The organism is Prevotella sp. HUN102 (genome assembly GCF_000688375.1).
GTDB lineage: Bacteria > Bacteroidota > Bacteroidia > Bacteroidales > Bacteroidaceae > Prevotella.
This window is the reverse complement of the sequence record NZ_JIAF01000004.1, coordinates 1,849,946-1,868,082: the sequence shown is the minus strand read 5'-3', so window position 1 is coordinate 1,868,082 and position 18,137 is coordinate 1,849,946. Positions and strand designations below refer to the sequence as shown.

General features: G+C 42.7%; 13 protein-coding genes. 2 read left to right on the top strand and 11 right to left on the bottom strand.

The window, feature by feature from the left end; genetic code table 11:
- Positions 1–7: 7 nt before the first annotated feature.
- From gcvPB to P150_RS0113215, 11 genes are all read right to left on the bottom strand, one after another.
- The gene (gene gcvPB / locus P150_RS0113270; RefSeq protein ID WP_028898113.1) at positions 8–1,483 is read right to left on the bottom strand and encodes an aminomethyl-transferring glycine dehydrogenase subunit GcvPB; all 1,476 of its coding nucleotides are present in this window, start codon (positions 1,481–1,483) and stop codon (positions 8–10) included.
- 51 nt (positions 1,484–1,534) lie between these two features.
- Positions 1,535–2,845: an aminomethyl-transferring glycine dehydrogenase subunit GcvPA gene (gene gcvPA, locus P150_RS0113265; protein WP_028898112.1), complete on the bottom strand. Its 1,311-nt coding sequence runs from the start codon at positions 2,843–2,845 to the stop codon at positions 1,535–1,537.
- 165 nt (positions 2,846–3,010) lie between these two features.
- On the bottom strand, positions 3,011–3,391 hold the full coding sequence (gene gcvH / locus P150_RS0113260) for a glycine cleavage system protein GcvH (RefSeq protein WP_028898111.1): 381 nt from the start codon (positions 3,389–3,391) through the stop codon (positions 3,011–3,013).
- 97 nt (positions 3,392–3,488) lie between these two features.
- On the bottom strand, positions 3,489–4,574 hold the full coding sequence (gene gcvT, locus P150_RS0113255; RefSeq protein ID WP_028898110.1) for a glycine cleavage system aminomethyltransferase GcvT: 1,086 nt from the start codon (positions 4,572–4,574) through the stop codon (positions 3,489–3,491).
- Positions 4,575–4,907: 333 nt separating this feature from the next.
- Positions 4,908–5,198, bottom strand: coding sequence for a DciA family protein (locus P150_RS0113250; RefSeq protein ID WP_028898109.1), 291 nt, complete (start codon positions 5,196–5,198; stop codon positions 4,908–4,910).
- Positions 5,191–6,306 carry a DNA replication/repair protein RecF gene (locus P150_RS0113245; protein ID WP_028898108.1) on the bottom strand — a complete coding sequence of 372 codons (1,116 nt, stop codon included), beginning with the start codon at positions 6,304–6,306 and terminating at the stop codon, positions 5,191–5,193. Before P150_RS0113245 ends, P150_RS0113250 begins: the two co-directional genes overlap by 8 nt.
- Positions 6,307–6,549: 243 nt before the next feature.
- Complete coding sequence (gene lipA / locus P150_RS17220) at positions 6,550–8,373, bottom strand: lipoyl synthase (RefSeq protein WP_081819332.1); 1,824 nt, start codon at positions 8,371–8,373, stop codon at positions 6,550–6,552.
- Positions 8,374–8,657: 284 nt separating this feature from the next.
- Positions 8,658–9,452 carry a YaaA family protein gene (locus P150_RS0113235; protein ID WP_028898106.1) on the bottom strand — a complete coding sequence of 265 codons (795 nt, stop codon included), beginning with the start codon at positions 9,450–9,452 and terminating at the stop codon, positions 8,658–8,660.
- A 10-nt stretch (positions 9,453–9,462) separates the two neighbouring features.
- Positions 9,463–9,993, bottom strand: coding sequence for a low molecular weight protein-tyrosine-phosphatase (locus P150_RS0113230; RefSeq protein ID WP_231477614.1), 531 nt, complete (start codon positions 9,991–9,993; stop codon positions 9,463–9,465).
- A 436-nt stretch (positions 9,994–10,429) separates the two neighbouring features.
- On the bottom strand, positions 10,430–12,586 hold the full coding sequence (locus tag P150_RS0113220) for a M48 family metallopeptidase (protein ID WP_051617640.1): 2,157 nt from the start codon (positions 12,584–12,586) through the stop codon (positions 10,430–10,432).
- A gap of 24 nt (positions 12,587–12,610) precedes the next feature.
- Positions 12,611–13,504: an ABC transporter substrate-binding protein gene (locus tag P150_RS0113215; RefSeq protein ID WP_028898103.1), complete on the bottom strand. Its 894-nt coding sequence runs from the start codon at positions 13,502–13,504 to the stop codon at positions 12,611–12,613.
- Positions 13,505–13,564: 60 nt separating this feature from the next.
- Between P150_RS0113215 and radA the strand changes: the two genes are divergently transcribed.
- The gene (radA, locus tag P150_RS0113210) at positions 13,565–14,956 is read left to right on the top strand and encodes a DNA repair protein RadA (RefSeq protein ID WP_028898102.1); all 1,392 of its coding nucleotides are present in this window, start codon (positions 13,565–13,567) and stop codon (positions 14,954–14,956) included.
- 292 nt (positions 14,957–15,248) lie between these two features.
- Positions 15,249–17,720: a ferrous iron transport protein B gene (gene feoB / locus P150_RS0113205; protein ID WP_028898101.1), complete on the top strand. Its 2,472-nt coding sequence runs from the start codon at positions 15,249–15,251 to the stop codon at positions 17,718–17,720.
- The last annotated feature ends 417 nt before the right edge of the window (positions 17,721–18,137 follow it).

Below are 18,137 nucleotides of genomic sequence, written 5' to 3'. Positions count from 1 at the left end.
TAGGCATTTACTTCATCATCGCCTGACGATAGTTAAGGATAGGTTCCTTAGCTGCCAGTACGTCGTCTACGCGACCAATTGGTGTGTTGTGTGGTGCTTCCTTAACTTCATTAGGAATCTCACGTGCCTCCTTGGCAATCGTGTGCATTATTCCGATGAAGCTGTCGAGAGTAGCCTTACTTTCGTTTTCGGTAGGCTCAATCATCATTGCTTCGTGGAACAGCAATGGGAAGTAGATAGTTGGAGCGTGATAGCCGTAGTCCAATAAACGTTTTGCAACGTCCATAGTCGTAACGCCTGTGCTCTTGTCCTTCAAACCGTCGAATACAAATTCGTGCATACAGATGTCTCCGATAGGTAACTCGTAGTCGTTTTTCAGGCATTCCTTGATGTAGTTTGCATTCAATGTAGCATAAGGACCAACCCACTTCAAGTTTTCTTTCCCTAATGTAAGGATGTAAACGTAGGCACGAAGACCTACAAGGAAGTTACCAAGATGAGGACCAACGTGTAGATTCTTTACAGTAAACTCTTCGCCGTGCTTTGGCAATTCCATATCGAATCCATTTTCAGTTTTGATTACGTGTGGCTTTGGCAAGAATGGCACCAAGTCTTCTCTTACGCCAACAGGACCGTCGCCGGGACCACCACCACCGTGAGGAGTAGAGAATGTCTTGTGAATATTGATGTGCATAACATCGAAGCCCATATCGCCAGGACGGGCAACGCCCAACATTGGATTTAGATTTGCCCCATCGTAATACATCAAGCCACCACATTCGTGAACCAACTTGGCAATCTCAGGAATTTCCTTTTCAAAAAGACCGAGTGTATTAGGATTGGTCATCATCATACCGGCAATATCATCACCGAGCAATGGTTTCAAATCCTCAACATCTACAAGTCCTTCGGGTGTACTCTTTACCTCAACAATTTCAAGACCACAAACGGCTGCTGATGCCGGATTGGTTCCGTGCGCTGAATCAGGAATGATAACCTTTGTACGCTTCATATCACCGCGGTGCTGATGATAAGATGCGATAATCATCAAACCGGTAAATTCGCCGTGAGCACCTGCATAAGGATTTAGTGTGAAATCGTGCAAGCCTGAAATGCTTGCTAATGCTTGCTGCAAGTTGTATTGAACTTCCAAAGCACCTTGTACTGTGTTCAACGGTTGGAGAGGATGCAACCCTGTAAATTGAGGCATAGCTGCAATCTCTTCGTTGATTGTTGGATTGTACTTCATAGTACAAGATCCTAAAGGATAGAATCCATTGTCTACACCGAAGTTGTTGCCACTGTGGTTTGTATAGTGTCTTACAACCGTAAGTTCATCACATTCAGGAAGTTCTGCATCCTTTTCGCGCTTCAGGTTGTTTGGAAATTCGTAGCTTCCAAAATCATTCTTTGGTAGGCTGTAAGCTTTATGACCTGGTTGGGAAAGCTCAAATATTAAATTGCCATATAATCTATTGTTCATTTCTTCAATAATTTAAGATGTTAATAAAAACGTTCTTGTCAAAATAGAGAATTAGAGAAGGGCAACAAGTGCTTCTATCTCTTCCTTAGTGCGTTTTTCTGTTACGGCTACGAGAAGTTTATCATCGCATACCTTAACACCCGGCAGGATTCCCTTTTCAATAGCCTTGTCATAGAATACATCACGATTCTCAATCTTAATCAAGAATTCATTGAAGAATGGTTGATTGTAAACCAATTCTGCTTTACCAGTAGCCACCATCTTATCGCAGAGGTAATGTGCAGCGTCGAAACTCATCTTTGCAGCTTCTTTTACACCTTCCTTGCCCATCAGAGACATATAGATGGTAACGTAGAGAGCCATCAAACTCTGATTAGAGCAGATATTGGATGTGGCTTTTTGACGACGGATGTGCTGTTCGCGAGCCTGCAATGTAAGTGCAAATACACGCTGACCACGTGTATCCTTTGTCTGACCAACGATACGACCCGGCATCTTGCGCATCAACTTCTGTGTAGTAGCCATATAGCCTGCGTAAGGGCCACCGAAAGCCATTGGCAAACCAAGACTCTGAACATCGCCGACAGCAATGTCAGCTCCCCATTCACCCGGTGTCTTGAGCAATGCAAGGTCGGCAGCAACGCTGTTTACGATGAACAGTGCCTTCTTGCCGTGGCAGATATCAGCATATCCTGTGAAGTCTTCTGTGATACCGTAATAGTTTGGCTGCTGAACGATAACACCTGCAACGCCACCTTCATTCATCTTAGCTTCCAAATCAGCCTTTGAAGTGATACCATCTTCGTTCTTTATGGCTACAAGATTAATATTCTGGAAATGAGCGTAAGTCTTCAGTACGTCAATAATCTTTGGGTCGATGGTTTCTGAATAAAGGATAGTATTGTTCTTGCTGGATGCAGCATTGGCAACGAGCATAGCCTCGGCAGTAGCCGTAGAGCCGTCGTACAATGACGCATTAGCGATGTCCATATTCGTGAGTTCGGCTATCATACTCTGGAACTCGAAGATATAGTGGAGCGTACCTTGTGAAATCTCTGCTTGATACGGAGTATATGACGTAAGATACTCAGAACGACTTACAATAGTAGGAATTGCGCTTGGTGCATAATGATCGTAAACGCCAGCACCGGCAAAGCAAGTCAGCAACTGATTTTTGTTTCCAAGCTGATTGAAGAAGTTTCTGATTTCTAACTCGCTCTTAGCTTCAGGAATATCGTATTCCCCTCTGAAACGCAATACTTCAGGAATGTTTGCAAAAAGATCTTCAATGTTTTTCACACCAATCTTATCAAGCATAGCCTGTGTCTCTTCTTGGGTATGTGGGAAGAATTTAAAATTCATTTTTCTTTAGTATTTGTTGATTATGTTTTCCAATTACAGATGCCGCTTGATTCAGTAGTAACATTAAAGCATCTGTTTTAAAAGCAGATAACTGTTTTCTTTCACAAAGATTATTTTGAGAAGGAAAACAGTTATTTTATGCTTTAGAAAAAGTTTGCTGAATAACTATTTTGCACAGAACTCTTCGTAAGCCTTTGCATCCATAAGTTTGTCCAGTTCAGACTTGTCTGAAAGTTCAACCTTGATAATCCAGTTAGCAAATGCGTCCTGATTCAAGAGTTCAGGCTGATCTTCGAGTGCTTCGTTTACTTCAACCACCTTGCCAGATACAGGAGAGTTCAGGTCAGACGCAGCCTTAACGCTTTCTACGGCTCCGAAACCTTCGTCGAATTCTACTTCGTCGTCAACTTCCGGCATATCAACATATACTACGTTGCCAAGTGCGTGCTGTGCATAGTCTGTGATACCGATATAAGCGAAATCGCCTTCAACCTTTACATACTCGTGTGACTCTGCATAGAAGAGTCCTTCAATAACTTTTGCCATATTCGATTAATTGTTTATTAGTTTGTCTTAGATAGGGTGGGCGAGAACCATAAGGCTATCGCCCAATAGAATTATTATTTAATCTCCGTTAGAGAATTTATTTCTTGTAGTGTGGGTCGTAAAATTTCTTCTTACCAACCGTAGCAGGGAAGAATTTCTTGCGAATCTGAACTTCGACGCGGTCTTCCATCTTTACAGAAGCATCAACAAGTGCTACTGCACAACTCTTTTCAACAGAAATAAGTTTGTAGCCGGTTGTGATTTCTCCAACTTCCTGACCATCCTTGAACACCTTGTATCCATTTCTTGGAATAGCATTGTCGTCGAGCCAAATACCACGCAGACGTTTTGTAACGCCTTCTGTCTTTTGCTTCAAAAGTGCCTCCTTGCCGATGAAGTTTTCCTTTTCAAACTTAACGAACATTGAAAGACCAGCCATAACTGGAGTGATAACTTCAGAGAGTTCGTGGCCATACAATGGCATACCTGCCTCGAAACGGAGTGTGTCACGGCAACCGAGTCCACACGGTGTAACTCCGGCAGCCATCAGCATATCCCATACCTTAACTATATATGCAGGAGAACTGTAAACCTCGAAGCCGTCTTCGCCTGTATAACCTGTACGGGAGATAATGATTTGCTCACCATCTTTCTCAAGGCACTTAACCTCATAGAACTTCAATTCAGTGCAAGGAATGCCCAGTTTTTCTTCGATAATCTTTTCTGCGTCAGGACCTTGAATTGCAAGCTGACCATAACGGTCGCTGGCATAGTCGATATTGATATCGAAACCTGTGGCGTTCTGCTTTATCCATTCGCTGTCTTTGTCGATGTTTGAAGCATTCACGGTCATAAGGAAGCAGTCTTCGCCAATCTTGCAGATGCAGGTATCGTCCACCACGCCACCATCGGGCATACAGAACATACCATATATTACCTTGCCAACTTCAAGACCGATAACATCGTTTGTGAAAATATAGTTTACGAACTTTTCAGCATCGTTACCGGTAATGATGATTTCTCCCATATGGGAAACATCAAATACACCACAATGCTGTCTTACTGCATTGTGTTCATCGATAATACTTGAGTACTGAATAGGCATATCAAATCCACCGAAAGGTGAAATCAAAGCACCGAGTGCTACGTGCTTGTCATAAAGGCAGGTTCTTTTGTTCTCCATATTTGTATTTTGGTTTTAGAATTTTCCTCAAATCAGACATTTCCTCATTGGCTTTCAGCTTGATTTTAAGGCTTAATGTCCTGTTTTGCTTAGGCTTTCTCAAAGACTCTGAACGATGTTCGATTAGGCTTTACTGTCTTCGTCAGACATCTTTTTGTGCAAATGTAATAAATATATCCGAATACTCAAAAAAAAGACAGTCTTTTTCTGTTTAAAATATTGTTAATAAGGTTATGAACTTACTAAATGATAGAAAATCATTGAATTTACGCAGGAGAAGGTTTAGACAGACAAGATGAATATGAGCGTTGGATATTCCATTTTTTGCTCAAATTAATAGATTCTTACTTCTGCTATTACAAATGAGCCAACGTGCTCGTTGAGACGTTTTACCAGTTGTGTCCTCATCATCGACAAGTCCTGTCTCAGTGCCGGATTTGTTATCTTGACGAACAGCGTTTGGTTGCGGATATATTTCTCGGCAGTATATCTTGCAACCGTCTTACCTGTAACCACGTCCCAGGCATCCACGGCACGTTTCTGCATCAGGGGCATTTCCAAACCATTATCACGCAAAGTCTTGCCGAGAATATCAGCAAGCGATTCCACTTTTCTTCTAAACATAGTCCTGATTCTTTTCGGTTATCTCGCCGTTCTTAACTGCAAACAGTTTGTAGTCGGAATCGCACGAGTGCAAAATCCTGTCCAGATGGTCTCGGTTGGTGTCGGTTATGAATATCTGACCGAAGTTCTTGCCCGAAACAAGTTTTATGATTTGCTCAACTCGGTCGGCATCCAGTTTGTCGAATATATCATCGAGCAACAGCAAGGGCGTATTGTTGCCTGCCGTACGCTTCAGGAAATTGAATTGCGCCAGTTTCAGAGCCAACACGAACGTCTTGTTCTGGCCCTGACTCCCTTCGCGCTTCATCGGATATCCTCCCAGCATCATCAGCAAGTCGTCTTTATGAATACCGTGGAGCGAATAACCCATTATACGGTCCTTTGTGCGGTCGCGCTGAATCACGTTCAGTAAATCTCCACGCTGTCCGTGAGAAACATATTCCAGCGACACCTGCTCACGGTCTTTGGAAATAGTTTGGTAAATCTCTTGAAAAACAGGGGTTAGTTCCTTCACAAAATCCTCACGCTTCCTGTAAATCTGCTCGCCGAACTCAGCCATTTGCATTTCAAGAAGTTCCATCAGCGTCTGATCTGGTTCTTCCTCCTGTTTCAAAAGACTGTTGCGCTGCTGCAAAGTCTTGTTGTATCGCGTGAGAGTTTCGATATAAAGCCGGTCGTACTGTGAAATCACTACGTCCATCAACTTTCTTCTCTCCTCGCTTCCTCCCTCTATCAGCGAACTGTCGGACGGAGAAACGAATGTAAGAGGAATCAATCCGATATGCTCGGACAGCTTTTTGTATTCTTTCTTATTGCGTTTGAAATGCTTCTTCGTGCCACGTTTCATACTACTGTATATCTGTTCCGCATCGCCAGAGTCGGTCTGATAGTTGCCCTCAAGTACAAAAAAGTCGCTCTCGTGGCGCATCACTTCCGAATCCTTCGGATTAAATGCACTCTTGCAAAACGAAAGATAATAGATGGCATCGAGCAAATTCGTCTTTCCTTCGCCGTTATGACCTATAAAGCAGTTCATCTTGGGCGACAAATTCAACGTACTTGCCTGAATATTCTTGTAATTGATAATTGACAGCTTGTCTAAACGCATATAATCTATATTGTAAAGGACAGGCAAAGATAGCAAAATTTACTGAAACTCCCCATTGATTGCAACACTATTTAGGAACTATCAGCATTCAATGCTGCTGACAGTAATAATCTGCAAAACCATTATCGGACCTCCAGAAATGCTATATATAAAGTTTAGGTTGCCATATATCAGCAACCTAACCATATCAATGAAGTTCTTTTGAATCGAACGATTACACCTTGATTCATACCATTTTTTTGATTACGCATCAGCTTCGGCTGCGTGATATGACGAACGAACCAACGGACCGCTCACTACGTGCTTGAAACCCATCGCAAGCCCGATTTGCTTGTACTCTGCAAATTTCTCGGGACTGATATATGCAGCCACAGGAAGATGGCTGGCAGTAGGCTGCAGGTATTGCCCAAGTGTGAGCCGTTTGCAGCCCGTAGCAAGAATATCGGACATTGTTTGCAGAATCTCTTCGTGTGTTTCACCCAAACCCAGCATAAAACCGGTTTTTGCCTGAACGCCACAGCGGACTATTTCTGCCAATACCTCAAGGCTGCGGTCGTATTGAGCCACGCTGCGAACCGAAGGAGTAAGTCTCCGAACCGTTTCCATATTGTGCCCACAAACGTGAGGCTTGGTGGCAACCACCTTTCTAATCAACTCGGACTTGCCCATAAAGTCGGGTATCAAGAGTTCAATTTTCGTGTCAGGATTCAACTCCCGGATGGCTTCCACGGTCTTTACCCAATGCTCTGCACCATAATCGGGCAGATCGTCGCGATCGACAGACGTTATTACTGCATATCTCAGGTTCAAGGCCTTGATGGATTCTGCCACGTGGCGTGGTTCATCGGGGTTCAAAGCAAGAGGACGGCCGCTGAGCGTATTGCAGAAGCGGCACTTGCGCGTACAGATTTCGCCACCAATCATCAGAGTTGCCGTGCGGGCAGCCCAACATTCGGTACGGTTCGGACAAAGCCCGCTCGTGCAGATGGTGTTCAGATGGTGCCGGGCAAGGATTCCCGCCGTCTCTCCGGACGATTTCTTGGATGTAAGATTAATCTTCAGCCATTCCGGTTTCATAACGTGTGGAGGACGTCCAAAGAGCAGACGCAGGAACTGGTCGAGTTTCAGATTGCGAACGACTGTGGAAATATCTATTGTCTCCAGTTTCTCCCGAACGGCTTCACGCGTAAACTCAACGCCGTGGAGCAAATCCAGCAACTCCCTGTCAATATCTCCGGTAAGGAAATAATCGCCCATCAGGTTGATATTGGCAATCATTCCATTCTTTAATTCTATGTGAGCCTCGAGCGTTCCCACTCCTTCAAAACGCTTTTTCCGCATTTCCGTGTATTTCGGATTGTTTCCATAAACGAAATCGTCAGATGCCAGTTCTCGTTCTATCTCCTCAATGCCTTTCATATCTTCGGCAGTAAGCACACGAACTTCGTCGCCACACATATATTTTTGGGTATAGGCTATAAATTCTTCTATACTTAAAGAAGTGTATTGACCAATATTCGTAACTCGCTGACTTACTGATGCAACTCCTTTACTTTGCAACTTCTCCTTGGAAGGTGTAAGAGCATTGGAAAGATGGTCGAGCATCGTGCCGAAAAGCAAGGAGTTGTGGAGCACACTACGGCCTTTCAGTCTGTAAAATGCACTGCCTGCAACCTTCTTTCCATCCACGAGAATGTCGTTTCTGCCCGATAGTGTTGCATCAATGTTGAGGCTCTGCAACAGCTCTGCCACCTTTTTCATATAGTCGGTAAAAGCCAAATTCACATTCTCTGCAAAGGAAATGTATGAGAACTGCATACAGCCGTGGTCAGCATAGATACATCCTCCACCACTTTTTCTGCGATATATGTGTACGCCATTGGTTTTGCAATAGTCCACATTCACTTCATTTTCTATGAGTTGGTTGCGACCCAGCATCACGGTTGGGTCTACCACCCATGCCATAAAATAGTCATCGTCAGTATAAGTACGCGCTACATACTCTTCTACTGCGAAATAAAAAGGAAGCTGCTTGTTAGCTCTTTCTGGTATAATTAAGTATTTCATCGCTTTGATTAGACGTTATTGTTCATATTGTTTCTGTTTATTTACTTACTGTGCTTGCTCTTTTACAGGTTCAGGCTTTTGGAAGCTGACCGGCATTTTGACAGCAAGCTCCATCATTTATTTAGGTTTTGACAATACAAATATACAAGAAAAAAACTAATCGCAAAAATTTTTGCGATTAGTTTTTGTAAATAATATTCCTTAAAGTGCGGAATACAGCATTCTGAGTGTGTGTATTCTGCTCTAAAGGATAAGCTGGAGATATTCTTTCAATGCAGTTTTATCTATGCGTCCAGAATCCAAAGAAGATCCGAACCTACGTCGAATTTTGCTTTCTTGCCCATCAAAACCCTGTTTTCTTCTCTATATTGGAAACCCTCATACTCAAAAGTGAGCAACTCTTCGGGCTTGGTTATCCTGTTTTGAAGAATGAATCTCGTCATTGCCCCCCGACAACTCTTAGCATATACCGTTACATTCTTCGGCATACCTCCTTTATTTACCATAAAATGAGGCTGAATCACGTTCAGTTCCTTCTTCACGCGTTTCCAATCAAAAAGATGTTGATATTCTTCCGTCGCCAAATGTACGAGTATTCCGTCGTCATTTTTAACCGAGTCTATCAGCATATCCGTGAGAATCGGTTTCCAATAAGCAAACATATTCTTGCCGTCCGTGGCTTCCAGACTCATTTTCCCCTCCAATCTGTAAGGATGGATATTGTCTGACGGACGGAGCATACCATAGAGAAAACTGAGAATCCAAAGATGATTGATTGAAAAGGAGAAATCGTCGTTCTTTAAAGTCTGCGCTTTCAGACACTTATATGCCTGACCATAATAGGCCAGTATCGCCGGCATCTTTGCCTCTTCATTGAAAAAATCCTGATAGCGCAGCTTGTTTTCCATAGCTAATTGCAAACTGCAACGCAGTTGCTCCTTCAGTTCTTCTGCTGAAAGCTGACCTAATTCGAGTGCGAAAAGCTCTGCCTCCTTTTTGAAAGCAGGTTCGGAAACGGTGGGCAATGCGACGTCGGCAGAGGCATTCATTATCTTTGCCGAAGCTAAAATTATTTGCATAACAGGGAGTTTATAAAGAGTTTGGCGTTGATTCTGATTCGCAAAGCCGTTGCAGTAAGCCTCGGCATCCATCTTCGATGAGATCCAGCGCATAGTCGAAGTCCTTGCCCTCACCGTAATATGGGTCGGGAACGGAAGTCGCTTCGGGATGTTCGGTTATATAATCAATCATCCTTATCACTTGTTTCTTTTCTTTATCAGATTGCGACATTCGATTGATATTCTTATAGTTATCCTCATCCATAACGATAATATAATCGAACGCTTCGAAGTCTGTCCGTGCATCAAACTGCCTTGCAATGTGGTTTACCTGATAGCCACGCTTGAAACCGTGGTTGCGCATTCGCTTATCTGGCAATTCTCCCACGTGCCAATTCCCGATTCCGGCTGAATCGATAAGGAATCTTGCGGACAATCCTGCATCGTCCACCATCTTTTGCATCACAGCATTGGCAGCAGGCGACCTGCAAATGTTGCCCAGACAGATAAACAAAATCTTATATAGCTTCTCGCTTTCCTTGTTCATATTATTTATTTCCATTCCGTTATTATTGATAGTTTCTGCAAATATACGCAATTTCTTCTATTTATTAAAGTTCGGAAATACATATTTTTCTTTCCATTAAACGCTTCAAAGAAATAATATAATCGGTTCAGAAAGGCTACTGTTATTACTGGCGAATCAAATATGATTTTGAACTAACTGAGTAGTGAAAAGCATTCTTCGCAAGAATGCAATATAAATGTGCGAAGAATACAATGCAAACGTGCGAAGAATGGAGCGCATTCTTCGCACGTTTGGAAATGAAGTTGTTATATATTGATTTTCAGATACTTAAAAAGTCCTCAAAAACAGATGACTAACAAAATTCAGACTCGTCTCCTGATGAAAAGATAGTCTGAAAGCAGACCTGAATATGATAACTGTTAATAGTGAATATCTACTTGTTTGTAAACTTGTATTTATTCTCTTAGTCCTATTGATTGGTAAGACTGATCATCAGTTCACGGTCAATTTCAGAGATATTTACCTTATTTAATAGGTAGTCGTCCTTTCGGAACTCGTCAAGGAGTTCTTTGTCCTTGCATATCTGCTTCCAGTTTTGGAAACAATTGCAGGCTTGCGCTATGTTTCCTTCAATCCAGTAGGCATAGCCTGCATTGAGAAAATCGGAATCGGACGGGTTGTCTGACAGCAATGCCTTATAATGTTCGATGGCTTTCTCGGTCTGACCGTTGCAGAGGAGTGCCCAAGCAAGAATGCGCTTCACTTTCTTGTCGTCAGGATTTTCAAACTCAAGTTTATACAATGCGTTGAGTGATTCATTGGCTCTGTCGAGTTTGATGAGCGCAATGCTATGATTGAGAATATAATGCTGCTTATTGGGATTCAATTCCAATAGTTTGGAATAAGTGGAGGCAGCCGTTTCATAGTCCTCGTTCTTAAGAGCGGCGTTTACCTTTCCGTTCAATGCCCAAGTGTTGTTGGGGGCGAGAACGAGCACTTTGTCGAAGTAAAAATACGCCCGCTTGAACTCGTTTCTGTATAGATAGGAATAGCCCTTCAGGGTGTTGTATTTATGGTTTTCGGAAGAGAAGGATTCAAGGAGATTGTATAGCTCCGTGTGTCTCGAATGCCGATAGAGATACATTCCGAGCCTTATCTTCTGATTGCCCAAAGCAATGTTTTCAAAAATCTTCTTCGTGAAGAAATAGATTACGTGATGGTTTGTCTTGTGGAAAGGATTCACGATATCGCTTCTGTATTCCTGATGGATGCGATAGAAACGGAACAGGTCTTGCAGATACATTCGCCTGATGTATGCGGTCTTTTCCTCGTCGGGGATAGTGCCTCCGGCAAAGGCAAAGCTGTCGTTGGTGTTGAGCATTTCCAGCATATTCTTAGGCAGCTTATCGATGATACTCGACAATGCCAGTGCCAACGAGTATTTATCCGATTCGCAGAAGGTGTTTTGCTTGAACAGGAGATTCAGAAATGCCGAATCTTGCAACTTGTTTCTTACCGAACTTAATTCAGGATGATCGATAACGAAGGGCATAAACCAGTTTGAAATCTTGCTGAAGAAGGCGAAACGCTTCATCTGCTTGAAGCCTCCGAAATAGATGTCTGAACCTTCTTTCTGCATCTTCATCATCTTCTGGATGTTCTTCTCGATGATTTCCATCTTCTCGTCGTCCACGTTCGGATTGAGAATGTTTTCCATCTTGTCCTCGTCCGTTTCGCTGATGCCGAATCTGTTGATAGTGAATCCTGAATTATTCATCAGATTAGGCATTATGTCCTGTTGAATCTTGTCGTTATCCTTTTCGGCATCAAGGCTGCTGAAAAGCTGTATTTGCAGTTCGAGAAGCTCCAGTCTTGCTTTTTCCTCCTTGCAAACGGTTGCTATGAGATTCGTCTGCTCTGGGAAAATATCAAGATTATCCACGATGGAAAGCACCCAGCCAACCAGTGCGCGCTGTTTTACATTCTCGTCCAAAGCCGATGAATAGATGTTTATTAGCACTTTGAATTTATTGATATCGAAAACATTCATCGTGCTGATGCTGATTGCGCTGATGATGAGTAGTTGGTCGTTGAGGTCTACCAAAGGAGAGGTCAGGATGTTTTCGTAGAACTTTACATCGGCAGATTTCCATTGGCAAGAGACGAGTATCGTGGAAAAAAGCCGATCCATAAAATGCTGATGGCGTTCAAATATCTCTGTTCGTTTGTCATTTCGGACACTTTCGCTTTCCAATGAGAGCATAGCAACGTCTGAAACGAAATTTTCGAGCACTGATTGGATGAAGTCGTGGCTCGTGTTCTGATGGTCGCTCGTCCGAAAAGCGTTCACGTAGATGTCAAAATTCTTGCATCGCCAACTGATTTCAATATTTGCGGCAACTTTATAAAGTCGCTGAAGAAGGCTGAGATAGAGATTTTCTCTCTCGGGATCCTTTACTCCCTGAAGCATAAATTGCTTCATAAGGGAGAAATCGTTGGCGATTGCCGTCATTTCTTCGTGTCCAATCAGCGATGGTTTCGATTCAAAAAGAGGGGCAAGAAGTCCGATGGCATCGTCCAGCTTCTTTGCTTGAATGCATTGTATTGCGTCTTGAATATTCTTCACAATCAGTATTTTGGTAGGTTGGAATTAATTAGAACGAGCCTTGTTGAGGTCGGCAGGCCGTGGTTGTATCGCTTTCTTGTATTCCAGTTTAGGCAATGATTTCACGACGGTTTCGCCCACTTTCATATACTTCATTATCAAGGCAGAATAGTATTGAACTCCATTTTTATTAATGAGGTCTGCCGCCTTGTTGTAAGCGTTCTGAAATTCCTGTTGTTCGGTAATGGATGGTGCGCCGACAAAGACGATTGCTCCCGGTATGAATGCGTCTTCTTTTGAATCGTATAGTACATTATTGCCCCATACTCTTGCCTGTGCTGCTTGTGGTTCGGTAAACCATAATGCGTCCAGTTCGTCGTTTTCCAGCATCTTCAGACGAACCAACACGTCGTTTATTTGAACTTTGTAGGCCTGAAACTTGAGTTTTCCATCTTTTACCACTTTATTTGTCAGGTAGTCGGTAACTGAAAACCTCGTCATTGCAATCATCTTGTCGCTAAGATCCGAGAGTTTTGTAAGTTTTGATTTCTTGTTGGCTATGAGTTGCCATTTCGCATTCGTCTCCGTGAGATACGTAATTGGTGTGTGGTAGCGTCTTTTCAGACGTTCGGCCCGAAACAGGTCCGTAACGGAGGCTTGCACTCTGCCATTGATAATAGCCGTATCGCAGTCCATCTGTGCGTTGTATTGCTTCAGACGAATATCTATCTTTGTTGAATCGAACAGAATACTGTCTTTCAATAAATATATGGGAAGGCAATCCATAGTGGGCATAACTGCCACTTTGAAAGCCTTTTCGTAAGCAAGTTTTTCCTTTTTAGCCTGTTCGGCATTATCTTGCTTCTGCTTTTCTTCGGAAGGAGAACAGCCGATAAGAACCAAAAGGGCTGAAATCAGCAAATAATTTAATCTTTTCATATATTGCAAAATTAAGAATAAATTTTGTAACAAGGAAAAATATTGTTACTTTTGTCGAATATGGCAAAGGATAAGATAGCATACGTCTGCGACAACTGTGGGCAGGAAAGTTCTAAATGGATAGGCAAATGTCCGAGTTGTGGGCAATGGAACACTTTCAAGGAATTCAGAATTGCCTCAGAAGTAAGTTCCGGAGCAATAAGAAATACTGCTCAGAACTTGATGAATACCAATGGAGGAATAGCCAAACTGAACATACCTCAGCCTCTGAATAAGATTTCTTCCAAAGAAGAAGTTCGCATTGATATGAAGGATGCAGAGCTGAACAGAGTGCTGGGCGGAGGTCTGGTGCCGGGTAGTATCGTGCTTGTTGGAGGAGAACCCGGTATAGGGAAGAGTACTTTGACCCTGCAAACAATCCTGAATCTGGACAAGAATGTCTTATATGTGAGTGGAGAGGAAAGCCCACAGCAAATAAAAATGCGTGCCGAACGCATCACGCATAACATTCCTGATTCGATTCAGATATTGTCAGAAACCTCTCTTGAAAAGATATTCGAGCATATAAAGAATGTCAAGCCAGAACTGTTAATCGTTGATTCTATTCAAACGGTTGCAACAGAAACTGTTACGAGTAGTGCCGGAAGCGTTACTCAAATACGCGAATGTGCAGCTGCTTTGTTGCAATTAGCCAAAACAAGCGGCATACCGGTTATTCTTATCGGACACATCAATAAGGAGGGGACGATTGCCGGACCGAAGGTTTTGGAGCATATTGTAGATACTGTCATCCAATTTGAGGGAGACCAGCATTATATGTATCGAATCCTAAGAAGCATAAAGAATCGTTTTGGTTCTACTTCCGAACTGGGAATCTACGAAATGCAACAGACAGGTCTTCGCGAAGTAAACAATCCTTCCGAGTTGCTCATCACGGATGCGCACAAGGACTTATCGGGTGTTGCTATATCAAGTGCCATTGAAGGCGTGCGTCCTTTCTTGGTTGAGACACAGGCATTGGTTTCTTCGGCTGCATACGGAACTCCACAGCGTTCAGCTACAGGCTTCGATCAGCGCAGACTGAATATGCTTCTCGCCGTATTGGAGAAGCGGGTGGGCTTTAAACTTATGCAGAAGGATGTTTTTCTGAACATTGCCGGTGGATTGAGAATCACGGATATGGCTATGGATTTAAGCGTAATATCTGCCGTTCTTTCCTCAAACGTTGATACACCAATCGAAGCAGGTTGGTGTATGTGCGGCGAAGTTGGGCTGAGTGGCGAAGTCCGTCCGGTAAATAGGATTGAACAGCGAATTGCTGAGTCCGAAAAACTGGGCTTTGAACACATAATTATTCCTCGGAACAATAGTCAAGGACTTAAAGGAAGATTTCAAATCAATGTTCATCCTGTGTCAAAAGTGGAGGAAGCGTTGAGATTATTGTTCGGATAAGTTGATTCTTTACCAGTGAACAAGTAGATAAGTTTACAAGCAAATTGCCTTATTTCTTAATAGATTAAACGAAAAACTGGATAGAGGTTGGATTTATTCAGAACGAATTTGCTTGTAAGCTCGTTTACTTGTGCGCTTCTTACCTTATCCTAAATCTGAATCATTTAGGTATGTTATAGCCTCAAATGCCTTATCCTCTACCCCCATTTGTAGGTATTCTTTCGTTCTTTAAATTTCCACTATATATTATTGTGCATTTTTCTTCGTAACTTTGCATAAAACAAAAGCGATTATGAAATTATCAGAATTGAAGACTGGCGAAACCGGCATTATAGTTAAGGTTGCAGGACAGGGAGGCTTCAGAAAACGAATCATAGAAATGGGCTTCATCACTGGCAAGGAGGTGAAGGTGCTGCTCAATGCTCCTTTAAGCGATCCAGTAAAATACCAGATATTAGGCTATGAAGTCAGTTTAAGACACAGTGAGGCAGATCTCATAGAGGTTGTTTCAAGCAGTGAGAGTATCCCTGTAAAAAAAGGAGATAATGAGGTAAAAGCGATTGAAATAGAGGATGGAGACACTGACGAAGGTGCTTTGACACCCGATGAAATCAGCAAAAAAGCAAACGAACAGCGGCATATTATCAATGTAGCCCTTGTGGGTAATCCTAATTGTGGCAAAACTTCGCTCTTCAATTTTGTGTCCGGTGCCCACGAACGTGTGGGAAATTATTCCGGAGTTACGGTAGATGCAAAATATGGCAGGGCTGATTTCGGAGGATACCATTTTGAATTGGTAGACCTTCCCGGCACATACAGCCTTTCGGCGTATAGTCCGGAGGAACTGTATGTGCGCAAACAACTGATAGAGAAGACACCGGACATTGTCATCAACGTGTTGGATGCTTCCAATTTGGAGCGCAATCTCTATCTTACCACCCAACTCATAGATATGCACATTCCGATGGTTTGCGCACTGAATATGTACGATGAAACCGAGCAGAGAGGCGATAACATAGACTTCAGGAAACTTTCAGAACTCTTTGGTGTGCCGATGATTCCCACCGTTTTTACAAGCGGACGTGGCGTTGAGGATTTATTCGGGCAAGCCATTTCTGTTTACGAGGGAAAAGAAGGAAAAACATCCGGCTATCGGCACATTCATATCAATCACGGACACGAAATAGAGCAAGGTATTGCCGACATTCAGGAGCATCTGAAGAAAAATGAGGATCTTCGCCCTAAGTATTCAACCCGTTATCTTGCCATAAAACTTCTTGAAAACGATAGTGAAATCAACGACTTCATAGCAGCTTTCCCCGATGCTGAAGAGATACAGGAACATAAACAAAATGTTGCCAATCGCGTGAAAGAAGAGACTGGAACCGATATTGAAACTGCCATTATGGATGCCAAATACGGTTTCATCAATGGTGCGCTGAAAGAATCGGAATATGCTACGGGAAAGAAAAAGGACACTTACCAAATTACGCATTTGATAGACCATATTCTGACACACAAGTATTTGGGTTTCCCGATATTCTTTTTGTTGCTTTTCGTAATGTTCTACGTTACTTTCTATGCCGGACAATATCCAATGACTTGGATTGAGGACGGAGTAGCTTGGATAGGAGGGTTCGTAAGCAATTATCTGCCCGATGGCCCTGTGAAGGCAATGCTTGTAGATGGTGTAATCGGAGGCGTAGGTTCCGTGATAGTTTTCTTGCCGCAGATTCTCATTCTCTATTTCTTCATTTCCTATATGGAAGATTGTGGATATATGGCACGTGCCACGTTCATTATGGATAAGCTGATGCACAAGATGGGGTTGCACGGAAAATCGTTCATTCCTCTTATTATGGGATTCGGATGCAACGTGCCTGCCGTTATGGCAACACGAACCATTGAAAGCAGAAAGAGCAGACTGGTTACGATGCTCATCCTTCCTATGATGAGCTGTTCTGCGCGTATTCCTATTTACATAATGATTACGGGTTCATTCTTCGCTATCCAGTACCGTTCATTGGTAATGATTTCACTTTATATGATTGGTATTCTGATGGCTGTGGTGCTGAGCAAGATATTCTCCACCTTCTTTGTGAAGGGCGAAGATACGCCGTTTGTGATGGAACTTCCTCCTTATCGTTTCCCAACGTGGAAAGCCATCGGCCGTCATACGTGGGAAAAAGGTAAGCAATATCTGAAAAAGATGGGAGGAATCATCCTTGTGGCGTCCATTATTGTCTGGGCACTGGGCTATTTCCCATTGCCCGATGATCCTAATATGAGCCGACAGGCGCAACAGGAACAGAGTTATATAGGAAGAATAGGGAAGACCATTGAACCTGTATTCATACCTCAAGGCTTCGATTGGAAACTTGATGTTGGCTTGCTTGCAGGCACAGGTGCGAAGGAAATCGTGGCTTCAACGCTCGGCGTGCTTTATTCTGACAACGATTCGTTTGTGGACGATACGGAATACAATGACGATAATGGCAAATACGAACTGCTGAAGAAACAAATGACAACTGATGTTGCCAAGCTGCATAATGTCAGCTATCAGAAAGCAAAACCCATTGCAACGCTTACGGCCTTCAGTTTCTTGATATTCGTATTGCTCTATTTTCCTTGTGTTGCTACTATCGCTGCCGTTAAGGGAGAAACCGGCAGTTGGAAATGGGGCATATTCTCTGCCGTTTATACAACGGTTTTGGCGTGGGTTGTCAGTGCTCTTGTCTTCCAAATCGGTATGTTGTTCATTTAATCAAATGTTCTGTCTTTTCGCAATTCATTCATTTTGAATCCGATAACTAAAAATAACAAAGGCGTTTTCCTATGATTGTGGGAAAACGCTTTTGTTTTAATCTGACTTTCAGATTGTAAAATTTGTTTACCAAAAATCGCACATTATTTTTCGGTAATCTATAGAATAATTAACCTTGTTTTGTAAAGGAGGATTGAAAAAACGAAGCATTGGCGTGCAGAAGCACGAAGTTTGAATTGCAATCTTGCGACAAATACAGATTATTCTTAGGAAGAATGAATGGTAAAACTGCGAAGAATAATGTACAAAAAATGTTTCAAAAGTCGGAAATATTGATGAGTTTGCGAAGTTTTTAATGGGACTCGGTTGCACACATTGATTGCAAGAGATGGCAATACATTGATAATTTGGGGCTTA

Bases quoted from the DNA above. Each gene is read 5' to 3' on its own strand.
- P150_RS0113215 (WP_028898103.1), bottom strand. From the start codon at position 13,504: ATGAAAAGATTAAATTATTTGCTGATTTCAGCCCTTTTGGTTCTTATC.
- gcvPA (WP_028898112.1), bottom strand. From the start codon at position 2,845: ATGAATTTTAAATTCTTCCCACATACCCAAGAAGAGACACAGGCTATG.
- P150_RS0113230 (WP_231477614.1), bottom strand. From the start codon at position 9,993: ATGGAAATAAATAATATGAACAAGGAAAGCGAGAAGCTATATAAGATT.
- feoB (WP_028898101.1), top strand. From the start codon at position 15,249: ATGAAATTATCAGAATTGAAGACTGGCGAAACCGGCATTATAGTTAAG.
- P150_RS0113245 (WP_028898108.1), bottom strand. From the start codon at position 6,306: ATGCGTTTAGACAAGCTGTCAATTATCAATTACAAGAATATTCAGGCA.
- gcvH (WP_028898111.1), bottom strand. From the start codon at position 3,391: ATGGCAAAAGTTATTGAAGGACTCTTCTATGCAGAGTCACACGAGTAT.
- radA (WP_028898102.1), top strand. From the start codon at position 13,565: ATGGCAAAGGATAAGATAGCATACGTCTGCGACAACTGTGGGCAGGAA.
- P150_RS0113250 (WP_028898109.1), bottom strand. From the start codon at position 5,198: ATGTTTAGAAGAAAAGTGGAATCGCTTGCTGATATTCTCGGCAAGACT.
- P150_RS0113235 (WP_028898106.1), bottom strand. From the start codon at position 9,452: ATGCAAATAATTTTAGCTTCGGCAAAGATAATGAATGCCTCTGCCGAC.
- lipA (WP_081819332.1), bottom strand. From the start codon at position 8,373: ATGAAATACTTAATTATACCAGAAAGAGCTAACAAGCAGCTTCCTTTT.
- gcvPB (WP_028898113.1), bottom strand. From the start codon at position 1,483: ATGAACAATAGATTATATGGCAATTTAATATTTGAGCTTTCCCAACCA.
- gcvT (WP_028898110.1), bottom strand. From the start codon at position 4,574: ATGGAGAACAAAAGAACCTGCCTTTATGACAAGCACGTAGCACTCGGT.